This is a genomic window from Bartonella clarridgeiae ATCC 51734, from assembly GCF_000518185.1.
Taxonomy (GTDB): Bacteria; Pseudomonadota; Alphaproteobacteria; order Rhizobiales; family Rhizobiaceae; genus Bartonella; species Bartonella clarridgeiae.
On record NZ_KI912397.1, the window covers coordinates 1 to 13,012 of the forward strand.

11 protein-coding genes are annotated in these 13,012 nt (G+C 37.2%); 5 read left to right on the plus strand and 6 right to left on the minus strand.

The genetic code is table 11. The features are described 5' to 3' along the window. Positions 1-9: 9 nt before the first annotated feature. The 4 genes from tuf to rpsL form a co-directional block, all read right to left on the minus strand. Positions 10-1,185 (minus strand): elongation factor Tu, encoded by a 1,176-nt coding sequence (gene tuf, locus T420_RS0105505; RefSeq protein WP_013545217.1) that lies wholly within the window; start codon positions 1,183-1,185, stop codon positions 10-12. A gap of 75 nt (positions 1,186-1,260) precedes the next feature. Continuing rightward, positions 1,261-3,345, minus strand: coding sequence for an elongation factor G (gene fusA, locus T420_RS0105510; RefSeq protein ID WP_013545254.1), 2,085 nt, complete (start codon positions 3,343-3,345; stop codon positions 1,261-1,263). Positions 3,346-3,378: 33 nt separating this feature from the next. Then, positions 3,379-3,849 (minus strand): 30S ribosomal protein S7, encoded by a 471-nt coding sequence (rpsG, locus tag T420_RS0105515; RefSeq protein WP_013545255.1) that lies wholly within the window; start codon positions 3,847-3,849, stop codon positions 3,379-3,381. 17 nt (positions 3,850-3,866) lie between these two features. Beyond that, the gene (gene rpsL / locus T420_RS0105520) at positions 3,867-4,238 is read right to left on the minus strand and encodes a 30S ribosomal protein S12 (protein ID WP_013545256.1); all 372 of its coding nucleotides are present in this window, start codon (positions 4,236-4,238) and stop codon (positions 3,867-3,869) included. Between the two features lie 464 nt (positions 4,239-4,702). Here rpsL and xth point away from each other — a divergent pair, with 464 nt between their 5' ends. From xth to T420_RS0105545, 5 genes are all read left to right on the plus strand, one after another. Further along, positions 4,703-5,485: an exodeoxyribonuclease III gene (gene xth / locus T420_RS0105525; protein WP_013545257.1), complete on the plus strand. Its 783-nt coding sequence runs from the start codon at positions 4,703-4,705 to the stop codon at positions 5,483-5,485. A gap of 147 nt (positions 5,486-5,632) precedes the next feature. Further along, positions 5,633-6,538 carry a transporter substrate-binding domain-containing protein gene (locus T420_RS0105530; RefSeq protein ID WP_013545258.1) on the plus strand — a complete coding sequence of 302 codons (906 nt, stop codon included), beginning with the start codon at positions 5,633-5,635 and terminating at the stop codon, positions 6,536-6,538. A 139-nt stretch (positions 6,539-6,677) separates the two neighbouring features. Next, positions 6,678-7,430, plus strand: a complete 753-nt coding sequence (locus T420_RS0105535; RefSeq protein WP_013545259.1) for an amino acid ABC transporter permease — start codon at positions 6,678-6,680, stop codon at positions 7,428-7,430. Positions 7,431-7,432: 2 nt separating this feature from the next. After that, positions 7,433-8,140, plus strand: coding sequence for an amino acid ABC transporter permease (locus T420_RS0105540; protein ID WP_026501211.1), 708 nt, complete (start codon positions 7,433-7,435; stop codon positions 8,138-8,140). A 13-nt stretch (positions 8,141-8,153) separates the two neighbouring features. Continuing rightward, the gene (locus tag T420_RS0105545) at positions 8,154-8,900 is read left to right on the plus strand and encodes an amino acid ABC transporter ATP-binding protein (protein ID WP_035451003.1); all 747 of its coding nucleotides are present in this window, start codon (positions 8,154-8,156) and stop codon (positions 8,898-8,900) included. Positions 8,901-9,380: 480 nt separating this feature from the next. On the opposite strand, the gene T420_RS0105550 is transcribed toward T420_RS0105545, so the two are convergent. Then, complete coding sequence (locus tag T420_RS0105550) at positions 9,381-12,104, minus strand: valine--tRNA ligase (RefSeq protein ID WP_013545262.1); 2,724 nt, start codon at positions 12,102-12,104, stop codon at positions 9,381-9,383. Between the two features lie 165 nt (positions 12,105-12,269). Then, positions 12,270-12,815, minus strand: a complete 546-nt coding sequence (locus T420_RS0105555) for a DUF2497 domain-containing protein (RefSeq protein ID WP_013545263.1) — start codon at positions 12,813-12,815, stop codon at positions 12,270-12,272. Positions 12,816-13,012 lie beyond the last annotated feature (197 nt).

Genomic DNA, 13,012 nt, shown 5'->3' on the forward strand with positions numbered 1-13,012 from the left:
TTATTTCATTTATTCAATGATTTTAGATACGATACCAGCCCCAACGGTACGGCCACCTTCTCGAATTGCAAAACGGAGCTTCTCCTCCATTGCAATCGGCACAATCAAAGAAACATCCATAGCGACATTATCACCTGGCATAACCATTTCTGTGCCCTCAGGCAACGTAACTATACCGGTGACATCTGTCGTACGAAAATAAAATTGCGGACGATAATTCGTGAAAAACGGTGTGTGACGACCACCTTCATCTTTCGTTAAAATATAGGCCTCAGCTTTAAACTTAGTATGCGGCGTAACAGAACCAGGCTTTGCCAACACCTGACCACGCTCAATCCCTTCACGATCAACACCACGAAGCAAAGCTCCAATATTATCACCAGCCTGACCTTGATCCAAAAGCTTACGAAACATTTCAACCCCGGTGACTGTCGTCTTAGACGTAGGACGAATACCGATAATCTCTATTTCTTCACCAACTTTAATAACACCACGCTCAACACGACCTGTAACAACCGTACCACGACCAGATATGGAAAATACATCTTCAATAGGCATCAAAAACGGTTGATCAACTGGACGTTCAGGTGTCGGTATATACTTATCAACTTCACTCATCAAAAGACGAACGGAATCTTCCCCTATACTCTTATTAGAATCCTCAAGGGCTGCTAAAGCTGACCCTTTAACTATGGGAATATCATCCCCAGGAAAATCATATTTCGATAAAAGTTCTCGAACCTCAAGTTCAACAAGCTCTAAAAGCTCTGCATCATCAACCTGATCAACTTTATTTAGAAAAACAACAATCGCTGGAACACCAACCTGACGTGCCAACAAAATATGCTCCCGAGTCTGAGGCATAGGACCATCCGCTGCAGAAACAACCAATATAGCTCCATCCATTTGCGCAGCCCCTGTAATCATGTTCTTAACATAATCCGCATGACCAGGACAATCAACATGGGCATAGTGACGACTCTCCGTTTCATACTCAACATGCGCAGTAGATATCGTTATACCACGAGCACGCTCCTCAGGGGCTGCATCAATTTGATCATATGCTTTAAATTCACCAAAATACTTCGTAATCGCTGCTGTCAATGAAGTCTTCCCATGATCAACGTGACCAATCGTACCTATATTAACATGCGGCTTCGTACGTTCAAATTTGCTCTTTGCCATTTGAGCTCTCCATTTTTTTGTTCAAATCATGAACTAAGTTAAAGTTAATATACGATCACAAATTACGTATATTGATTACGCGTATCTTTTCTGAATCTCCTGCGCTACAGCTAAAGGAACTGGCTCATAATGATCAAATTGCATCGTATATTGAGCTCGCCCCTGACTCATTGATCGAAGTGTATTTACATAACCAAACATATTTGCCAAAGGAACCATTGCATTTACAACTGTCGCAATACCACGGACTTCAGTACCTGAAATCTGACCTCGACGAGAATTTAAATCACCAATTACATCACCAACATAATCTTCCGGCGCTACAACCTCCACCTTCATAATTGGTTCAAGAAGTTGAGCACCAGCTTTTTTTGCACCTTCCCGAAATGCTGCACGCGCAGCAATCTCAAAGGCTAAAACAGAAGAATCAACATCATGATAGCCACCATCAATCAAAGTAGCTTTTACACCAAGCATAGGAAATCCGGCAAGAGGACCTGACCCCATAACACTTTCAATACCTTTTTGAACACCTGGAATATACTCTTTAGGGACAGCACCACCAACAATTTTTGATTCAAAAATGAAATCATCGCCCCCATGAGGTTCAAAAATAATTTTTACACGAGCAAATTGCCCAGCACCACCAGACTGCTTCTTATGAGTATAATCAATTTCAGCAACCTTCGTTATCGATTCACGATAAGCCACTTGAGGCTGTCCGACATTAGCTTCAACCTTAAATTCACGCCGCATACGATCAACAATAATATCAAGATGAAGCTCACCCATTCCAGCAATAATCGTCTGACCAGATTCCTCATCCGACTTAACACGAAACGAAGGATCTTCCGCAGCCAAACGATTAAGAGCAAGACCCATTTTTTCTTGATCCGCCTTTGTTTTCGGCTCAATAGCAATTTCAATAACAGGTTCAGGAAATTCCATCCGCTCCAAAATAACAGGCTTCAAAGGATCACAAAGAGTATCACCCGTTGTTGTCTCCTTAAGACCAGCAAGAGCAACAATATCACCTGCAAATGCCTCTTCAATATCCTCACGAGAATTAGAATGCATCTGAAGCATACGTCCCAAACGCTCTCTTTTTCCCTTTACAGTATTTTCAAGAGAAATACCTTTTTGAACCTTACCAGAATAAATGCGACAAAAAGTCAATGACCCAACAAACGGATCATTCATAATTTTAAAAGCAAGCATAGAAAGCGGAGCTTCATCTGAAGATTCACGCGTTGTTTCAGCCTCAGTCTTAACATCAATACCACTAATAGCTGGAACATCAACCGGAGAAGGAAGATAAGAAACAATAGCATCTAAAAGTGGTTGAACACCTTTATTTTTAAAAGCTGTACCACAAAGAACCGGATGAAATTGAACTTCTATTGTTCCTTTACGAACAAGAGCAACAAGCTGCTCCTTGGTTGGCATAACCCCCTCTAAATAAGCTTCTGTTGCAGCTTCATCAACTTCAACAGCCATCTCAATCAATTTTTCTCGGTATTCTTCTGCCTTTTCCTTTAATTCAGCAGGTATCTCACTTACCGTAGCTGAAGCTCCAATGGAACCATCCCATTTCAACGCTTTCATCTCGATAAGATCAACAACACCTTCAAAATCATTTTCAGCACCTATCGGCAATTGCAGAACAAGCGCCCTAGCACCTAACCGAGAAGCAACCATTTCTACACTACGATAGAAATCGGCCCCAATTTTATCCATCTTATTAACAAATATCATACGGGGCACATGATACTTCTCAGCCTGCCGCCAAACAGTTTCTGTTTGAGGCTCCACTCCTGCATTCGCATCCAACAACGCTATAGCACCATCAAGAACACGCAAAGAGCGCTCAACTTCAATTGTAAAATCAACGTGACCAGGTGTATCAATGATATTAAAGCGGCGCTTCCGACCATCATGTCCTTTCCAAAAAGTAGTCGTCGCAGCGGATGTAATTGTAATACCACGCTCCTGCTCCTGCTCCATCCAATCCATCGTAGAAGCACCATCATGCGTTTCACCAATTTTGTGATTCTTACCAGTATAGAACAAAATACGCTCAGTCATCGTGGTCTTACCGGCATCAATATGCGCCATAATACCAAAATTACGATAGTCCTCAATTTTATATTCGCGAGCCATTCTTTTTTGCCTTAGATTTTTTTCTAAATACACCTACCAGCGATAATGAGAAAATGCACGATTAGCTTCAGCCATACGATGAACATCTTCCCTCTTTTTCACTGCAGAACCACGATTATTAGCAGCATCAACCAACTCACCAGAAAGGCGATCAATCATTGTTGTTTCATTTCGCCCACGCGCCGCCGCAATCAACCAACGAATAGCTAAAGCCTGACGCCGATCAGGACGGACATCAATTGGGACCTGATAAGTCGCACCCCCAACACGACGCGAACGAACTTCAATATGCGGAGCTATATTTTCCAACGCCTGATGAAACACAGCAACAGGATCTGTCTTAACCTTATTCTCAACAGAATCAAGCGCACCATAAACAATACGCTCAGCTACTGACTTTTTACCATCAAACATAATGGCGTTCATAAATTTCGCAATAACCAAATCACCGTATTTAGGATCTGGATTAATTTCACGTTTTTCTGCTCTATGGCGACGGGACATTGGCTTTGTCTCTCAATTTATTTTGGACGCTTTGCGCCATACTTAGAACGACGCTGTTTACGATTTTTGACACCCTGAGTATCAAGCAAACCACGAACAATGTGATATCGAACCCCAGGCAGATCCTTTACACGACCACCACGAATCATCACAACAGAGTGCTCCTGAAGATTATGCCCCTCACCAGGAATATAACCAATTACCTCAAACCCATTCGTCAAACGAACTTTCGCAACTTTACGAAGAGCAGAATTCGGCTTCTTCGGTGTCGTTGTATATACACGCGTACAAACGCCACGCTTTTGCGGATTCTCTTGAAGAGCAGGAACCTTATTGCGTTTAACTGGCACTACTCGTGGCTTTCTAATCAACTGATTTACGGTAGGCATGCAACCTTCCTCTTTAAACAATCTGCATTCGTCGTACCCACTTGGGCTTCCATTACCATACATTTACTCCGATAATATCCAGAATAAATACATAGTTCATAATACAAAATCGGGCATGACTGTATAAAACAGTTTACCCGACTACTAGCATAGGAGGCAATAGCCTCTTGCATTAGCATTTTCTTTAAATCTTACAAACTTTCCTTAAGATGAATTCAAAATCACCCTAATCCTTAATCACTTTCATACTGATTGCGATAGCTTCTAATAGCGGGAACACATACGTTCGTCAAGTACTAAACATCAGAAAAATTTGCAAAATTAAAAATTCAATTGAGCAAAAAAGCTAATACACAAAATAATAAGCTCACACGACAAAATGACTACAATATATTGGGGGTAATTGCATAATACTCAACAGAACGACTTGCTAATTACACACCTGATACTTAAAACTAAACAACATGAAAATAGCAACATGGAATATAGCTGGTATAAAAGCGCGACATGAAACATTATGTAAATGGCTAAAACAGAATCAACCCGATATAGTTTGCTTACAAGAAATTAAAAGTGTTGATGAGAATTTCCCGCGTGATACAATTGAAAGTTTAGGCTATCATATAGAAACGCATGGACAAAAAAGCTTCAATGGTGTTGCAATTCTCTCCAAAAAAGTACCTGATGAAATTATTCGTCGATTACCAGGTGATAATAATGATAAGCAAGCACGTTATATTGAAACTGTTTATTCAACAAATAAAGGAAGTATTCGTGTTGCTTCCCTCTATCTTCCAAATGGCAACCCTATCAATAGCGAGAAATACCTTTATAAAATGGAATGGATGAAGAGATTCTATACACATGCAAAATCGTTACTTGCATATGAAGAACCTCTAATCCTCGCTGGTGACTATAATGTCATTCCGACCCCATTAGATGCAAAAAATCCCCAAGAATGGAGCAATGATGCTTTATTCCTTCCACAAATAAGACAAATATTTCAATGTATTGTTCATTTAGGTTTCTATGACGCTATTCGATGTGTTACAGACACTCCATCGTTTAGTTTTTGGGATTTTCAAGCTGGTGCATGGAAAAAAAATAATGGTATACGTATTGACCATTTATTATTATCGCCAGAAGCCGCAGATCAACTGATTTGTGCGTACAGCCAAACAGAAATGAGAGGACATCAAAAACCATCAGACCACATTCCCATTTGGGTCCAACTCAACTGCGATTAATGAAATATAATTTTTGTTTGATGGGATATATAAAAAATGGATATATAAAAAAAATCCCACCTAAAATAATAAATATGCTACATCACATATCGAAATATATCCTGAATAAAGCAAAAAGAATAAAGAAATAAAAAAATGGAGGAAATAATGAGAAAATCACTTTTAATATTTATTGTAGTAATTTCTATGGGGTTAACGAGCATTGCTCATGCTACAAATGATACACTTGAGAAAATTAAAAAAACAGGAGAAATCACTTTAGGTGTTCGCGAATCATCAGGTCTAGCTTATGCACTTGGTAATGGTAAATATACAGGATTCCATACGGAAATGGCGGAACGTATCATTGATGATATCTCAAAAAAAATTGGTAAACCAATCAAAGTTAATTATCTTCCCATTACATCACAAAATCGAATCCCTCTACTGAAAAACGGTACTTATGATTTTGAATGTGGATCTACAACAAATGATTCTGCTCGTAGTAAAGAAGCTGCATTTGCATATACAACCTATGTTGAATCAGTTAAAATTGTTGTAAAGAAAAATTCTGGCATTAAATCTATTGACGATTTAAATGGCAAAACAGTTGCAACAACCACTGGTACGACAGCTGTACAGCTCATCCGTAAAAATAAACGTCAAAAAAACATTCATTTTAAAGTCGTGAATGGTAAAGACCACGGAGATAGCTTCCTATTATTAGAATCCGGTCGAGCTGATGCATTTGTCATGGATACATCAATTCTCTCTGCAAATATCGCTAAATCAAAAAATCCATCCGATTATATAATTCTTGACACTACACTCTCCGTTGAACCTATCGCTTGTATGCTCCGCCTAAATGACAAAAACTTTGAACAGGTCATTAACGATAGCATCGTACGTCAAATCAATGATTCATCACTCGAAAAACTCTATAATAAGTGGTTCATGGAACCAATTCCCCCTACAAATACTATCATCAATCTTCCTCTATCTAAAGAAACTCAATATGCTTGGGAGCACCCAAATAATAAACCACGGGAAAATTATATAGAAAACAAGCTATAAAATCATTACAAGAAAATGATTATACTCCTTACAAATTGAGTATAATCATATTCTAAATTTTCAATACACTTAGCATACATCAATATGGCTGATTTATTCTCTCTAATTAGCAGCTGATTAACTTGAGGAAAATCAATTAATGGACTTCTCGTTCCTTTGCACAGATGATCTTAATCATACATTAGTAGCCGGGTGCCTCGGAACTCCTGGCATAAGTCATACCTATTTGGATACACTCCTCGATGGTTTTAAAAATACAGCAATATTATCTATTTATTCATTGATATTGGCTGTATTTGTTGGTGTTATTATAGGAATGATACGTACCCTGCCCAAGACTTCCATTATTAATAGCTTTCTGCGTGCTATTGGTGCTTTTTGGGTAGAAACTATGCGTAATATTCCTTTACTTGTACAAGTATTTTTATGGTATTTTGTTGTGCCTAAAATTTATCCACCCGCAATGAATTTCCCACCCATTTTATTAATAACCTGTGCTTTAGGTTTTTTTACATCCGCACGTATCGCAGAGCAAATTCGCTCCGGTATTGAATCTATTCCCTCTGGGCAACGTTATGCTGCTATGGCAATGGGATTTAATACTTATCAGAGTTATCGTTACATCATATTACCACGTGCTATTCGTACAATCATGCCACCACTCACTTCAGAAGCAATGGGCATTGTGAAAAATTCATCTATAGCATTCGCTGTTTCTATTAATGAGCTAATGCAATTTCAATATCAAACGATTGAAGAAGTAAGTCATGTTTATGAAAATTATCTTCTTGTTACAATCCTTTATATTCTTATATCCCTATTCATATTTGTCATCATGACAATAATTGAGAGAATAATTAAAATTCCCTGTTTTCAAAAAGAGGGGCGTTAACTATGGTAATAGAATTTATAAACTCTTATTCTCCTTTTAATTTTTCAGAATTTGATTTTTCGTTTTTTACTTTTGATATATTCTGTTCTTATATTTTATCAGGTTTACTTTTTAGCGTTTTTCTAACGATTGTTACAACCGTATTTGGTCTTATCTTCGGCATATTATTGGCAATGATGCGTCTTTCTTCCGTTAAACTGCTTTCTACACTTTCTATAATTTACATTACTGCCATGCGATCAATACCGCTTGTAATGGTTATTTTATGGTTTTTTGTGCTTCTGCCTTTTATAACAGGTACATCAATCGGTGCTAATAAATCAGCATTAATTACTTTTACTGCATTCGAAGCTGCTTATTTTGCCGAAATTATGCGCGCTGGCATACTTTCAATTTCGCAAGGACAAAAACAGGCAGGTCAAGCTCTCGGAATGACGTATTGGCAAAATATGCGCATTGTCATTCTTCCTCAAGCTTTCAGAAATATGCTACCAGTCTTTTTAACACAAATTATTATCCTGTTTCAGGATACAACACTTGTCTATGCAATCAGTGGCAATAGCCTTTTAAATGGCTTTGATATTGTTTCTAACAATTTCGGTGTAAAGCAAGAAGCTTATATTTTAGCCGCAATTTTCTATTTTGTTATCTGTTTTACATTATCGCAGATAGTTTTACTCTTGCAGAAAAAAATATCCATTATTCGCTAACAGGGGGAAAATGATGTCTACTCATATGATCGAAATGAAAAATGTTTCTAACTGGTATGGCGAAGTTAACATTCTTAAAAACTGTACAACCAATATCAACAAAGGAGAAGTGGTTGTAGTTTGTGGACCGTCAGGATCAGGTAAATCAACCCTCATAAAAACCATTAATGCCCTAGTACCTTTTCAAAAAGGTGAAATTTGGATTGATGGCATACCAGTTCATTCAAAACAAACCAATTTATCCAAATTGCGTAGCCATGTAGGAATGGTGTTTCAACATTTCGAGCTTTTTCCACATTTATCCGTCATGGAAAATTTAACTATTGCACAAATTAAAGTTTTAAAACGCAGTAAAAAAGAAGCGCTTGAGCGTGGCTTATTATATCTTGAACGCGTTGGACTTGTAGAACATAAAGATAAATATCCTGGTCAGCTTTCTGGAGGACAACAACAGCGTGTTGCCATTGCACGTTCTTTAACTATGGATCCACTTGTTATGCTCTTTGATGAACCAACTTCTGCTTTAGATCCAGAAATGGTAGGTGAAGTATTAGATGTCATGATAGGCTTAGCAGAAGAAGGTATGACAATGATTTGTGTTACTCACGAAATGAGCTTCGCTCAAAAAGTATCAAAACGTATAATTTTTATGGATAAAGGGATGATTCTCGAAGACTGTTCATCTGAAGAATTTTTCTCTGATCCACAAGCTAGAACGCCACGGGCTCAAGAATTTTTATCAAAAATTCTTAATCATTAATCATTACATTGTAATTCAGATTATATCGATGATAGATTATAAATAAACTAAATTTTTAACTGAGGTTTTTTAAGAATTGTTATTTTTAAATAAAATTAACAATTCATGATATTGTTATATATTATATTTATCTAAAAGTAGCAAAATGAATTCTTAAATGGACAAATCCAATATCGATCTTGCGCATTGATTATTTAAATAAGACCTAATCAATATTGTTACATACAAGTTTTTTCCTAAAATATTATATTTGCAAAAATAGTGTGTGAGCAGAAAGATCGCTTTTTTCAATTACAAATAAAAATTATTATCCTCTGGTATAAGATTTTTTTCTCCTTATTAATTTTCACTTTAACAGTGTCGAGATATTTATTAATTTATGAGTTTCCACTTAATCATAAATTTAGTCACGGATGTAAATGCATGAAGTATCAAAAAAGCTATCCAAAATATTTTTTTAAAATGGACATAAAATTTGAGTTAAACTAGCCTCTCTAAAGCAATAGATACTTTCTTTTTTGCGTCATATAGCTCTGTAATTCTTTTACGTTCAAGCTCAACAATTTCTTGTTTTGCATTTGCTATGAATTTCGGATTATTTAATTTAATTGATATTTTCTCAATATCTTGTTCAATTTTACCCATATCTCTTTTCAAACGAATGCGTTCAGCATCTAAATTAATCAACTGCCCTAATGGTAAACAAAAAATTGCATCTCCCAAAATTATTTGAGCTGATATAGCAGGAACATGATCAGAAAAATGGATTTCTCCAATACGTGCTAATCTTTTAAGAATAGCCCCATAACGGTGTACACGCTCTTGAATTACCTGCCCTCCTTCTAAAATTACGAGAGGTGCTAGCGCACTTGCTGGAACATTCATTTCAGCACGCACAGAACGAATACCACTAACTACATCAATAATCCAACTAATATCATTTGCAGCTTCTTCATCTTTAAATGTAACTTGTGGCCATTGCATCAATGCTAATATATTCTCACGCTTCATGTCTTGCATCGCTGTAAGAGACCACAACTCCTCTGTTACATGAGGCATAAAAGGGTGGAGAAGTTTATAAACTTCATCAAGGACCCAAGCTGTACATGCTTGTGCTTCCTTTTTAGAATCTTCATCCGAACCTTGAAACACAGGTTTAAGAAGTTCAAGATACCAATCGCATAATGCATTCCAAATGAATCGATATAGTGCGTGAGCAGCATCATTAAATTTATAGTTTTCAATACCCTTAGTAACTGCTGAAACAGTTTTGGATAATTCTGTTAAAATCCAACGATTAAATGCAAGTTTCGTTTTTTCTGGTTTGAAAGATAAATCATGCCTAACACCATTCATTTCCGCAAATCGAGTGGCATTCCACAATTTCGTAATAAAATTACGATAGCCTGCAACACGCGAGGGATTAAGTTTTACATCACGACCTTGCGCCGCCATAATAGCTAAAGTAAAACGTAATGCATCTGCACTATATTGATCAATTAGTTCCAACGGATCAACAATATTTCCCTTTGATTTTGACATCTTCGCGCCATGCTGATCCCGCACGAGAGCATGTACATAAACGGTTGGGAAAGGTACTTCTCCCATAAAGTGTATACCCATCATCATCATACGAGCAACCCAGAAAAAAATAATATCAAATCCAGTGACCGATAGAGATGTTGGATAAAAATTCGTTAACTCCATCGTTTTATCAGGCCAACCTAGCGTTGAAAAAGGCCAAAGAGCAGATGAAAACCAAGTATCCAAAACATCCTGATCACGTGTTAACTGAACTGTTTTACCATAATAAGATAAAGCCGAATCTAAAGCCTCTTTTTCACTTTTTTCAACAAAAATCATGCCATCAGGACCATACCAAGCAGGTATCTGATGTCCCCACCATAATTGGCGAGAAATACACCAAGGCTGAATATTCTGCATCCAATTGAAATAAGTTTTCTCCCAACTAGCCGGAATAAATTTCGTTTTCCCTTGGCGAACCGCCTCTATCGCTGGCTCTGCTAATTTTGCAGCATTGACGTACCACTGATCTGTTAAAAGGGGTTCAATGGGTACTCCACTTCGATCACCATGAGGAACAGCATGAAGGTGATCTTGAATAGTTACACAATAGTCTCTCTCTTCCATCCAAGAAACAATTCGATTTCGTGCAACAAAACGATCAACTTTATCTAAATGCTCTACCAACATCTTCAATTCATCAGATAAGACCAAACCATCAAAAAACGCCTCATTATCACGCAAAAAAATCTCAGCCTTTTGCGTTAAAATATTAATTAAGCGTAAATTGTACCGCTGTCCTACTTCAAAATCATTAAAATCATGTGCTGGTGTGATTTTTACAGCGCCACTCCCCTCTTCAGGATTGGCATAAGAATCACCAACAATTAACAACTTGCGACCAACGAGTGGTAAAATAGCATTTTTCCCTATGAGATCTTTATAACGATCATCTTCAGGATTAACCGCAATACCGGTATCCCCAAGCATTGTTTCAGGACGTGTTGTTGCAACTGTTATAAAAGTTGTAGAATCATCCGGATCAAAAATTTTCCCTTCAAGCGGATATCTAAAATGCCACAAATAACCTTTGATTTCTTTCAATTCAACTTCAAGATCTGAAATAGCCGTCAATAACCTTGGATCCCAATTGACTAAACGCTTGTCCTTATATATCAACCCTTGCTTGTAAAGTGTAACAAAAACTTCAAGAACAGCCTGAGATAAACCCTCATCCATTGTGAACCGCTCACGCGACCAGTCACAAGAAACGCCAAGGCGTTTAAGCTGATTAGTAATAATTCCACCCGCTTCATTACGCCATTTCCAAACACGTTCAATAAACTTTTCTCTTCCCATTTCTTGACGTGCTGGTTCTTGACGTTCTGCAAGTTGGCGTTCAACAACCATTTGTGTTGCAATCCCTGCATGATCCATACCTGGTTGCCACAGCACATTTTTGCCTCGCATCCGTTGAAAACGCACCATAATATCCTGAATTGTCGCATTTAACGCATGCCCCATATGAAGCGAGCCTGTGACATTTGGCGGCGGAAGCATAACGCAAAAAGATTCTGCGTTTCGTTCCAAATCTATCTCTGTTTTAAAAGCTCCACATTTTTCCCATTCTTTTGCAATTCTAGGTTCTACAGAGGCAGCATCATAGTTTTTTTCTAGCATCTTATCCACTTATTCATAACATCGCTGAAAAAACAACTTATGGTCAAAATACCCAACCACATTACATGCAAACACTACTTATCTAAAATGGCTTTGTAAAACTATACATGAACTCTGATAATCAAATTAAATGCCAGACTGCAAAAATAATGAGTTTAAAAGCTCTTAAGGTAAATTTTTAAGGGTTTTGACAATCTCTTCACGTAGGATTTTTTCAAGTAAAATAGGCAATTGACATTGCAACCATTCTGCTATGGCTGGACGCAATACATCTCTTGCAACCTTTTCAGCAGAGGAAACAACATACGCAGATAATTCTACACAATCAGAAGATGTATTTTTTTTCTGTGACACAAACGCCTCATCATATTGTTTTACTTTATGAATAGAATCTTGCTCTTCAGAGGAAAGCTTTACCCTTTCCATATCGATATTATCTTCTAATTTTGTATCAGCTTTTAAAGAAGAAACTCTATCTTCAGCAGAAAAACCAATACGATCAGCCAAAGCCTTCATCGCATCATCGACAGATAAAGTCCTATCATAAATACTTTCTGATGACATTATTGAACTCTTTGCAGAAGCATTTTCTGCAATGGATTCACTTGAAAAATCATCAGACCGAACTGAATTCTCTTCAATTATTTCACGGATAGATGTCAAAATCTCATCCATATTTGGCTCATGTAACGCATTTGAACTCTGTACCATACTTAAAACCCTCTCAAAAACGCAAAAACAAATAAACTAATATTTTACTGTAGCAAAAGAATGACGAAATTAACACATCTCTTCATCTTAAATATGATACTACACACAACTTTTTTCCAACGTGATACAAAATTTTATTTAGGCAAAACATATTTCCAATATCAATAATTAATTTACAATCTACTCGTTTATGAAAG

Excerpts from the sequence above, each read along its gene's own strand:
- T420_RS0105555 (WP_013545263.1), bottom strand. The coding sequence starts at position 12,815 with ATGGTACAGAGTTCAAATGCGTTACATGAGCCAAATATGGATGAGATT.
- T420_RS0105545 (WP_035451003.1), top strand. The coding sequence starts at position 8,154 with ATGTCTACTCATATGATCGAAATGAAAAATGTTTCTAACTGGTATGGC.
- rpsG (WP_013545255.1), bottom strand. The coding sequence starts at position 3,849 with ATGTCCCGTCGCCATAGAGCAGAAAAACGTGAAATTAATCCAGATCCT.
- T420_RS0105535 (WP_013545259.1), top strand. The coding sequence starts at position 6,678 with ATGGACTTCTCGTTCCTTTGCACAGATGATCTTAATCATACATTAGTA.
- xth (WP_013545257.1), top strand. The coding sequence starts at position 4,703 with ATGAAAATAGCAACATGGAATATAGCTGGTATAAAAGCGCGACATGAA.
- tuf (WP_013545217.1), bottom strand. The coding sequence starts at position 1,185 with ATGGCAAAGAGCAAATTTGAACGTACGAAGCCGCATGTTAATATAGGT.
- rpsL (WP_013545256.1), bottom strand. The coding sequence starts at position 4,238 with ATGCCTACCGTAAATCAGTTGATTAGAAAGCCACGAGTAGTGCCAGTT.
- T420_RS0105530 (WP_013545258.1), top strand. The coding sequence starts at position 5,633 with ATGAGAAAATCACTTTTAATATTTATTGTAGTAATTTCTATGGGGTTA.
- T420_RS0105540 (WP_026501211.1), top strand. The coding sequence starts at position 7,433 with ATGGTAATAGAATTTATAAACTCTTATTCTCCTTTTAATTTTTCAGAA.
- T420_RS0105550 (WP_013545262.1), bottom strand. The coding sequence starts at position 12,104 with ATGCTAGAAAAAAACTATGATGCTGCCTCTGTAGAACCTAGAATTGCA.
- fusA (WP_013545254.1), bottom strand. The coding sequence starts at position 3,345 with ATGGCTCGCGAATATAAAATTGAGGACTATCGTAATTTTGGTATTATG.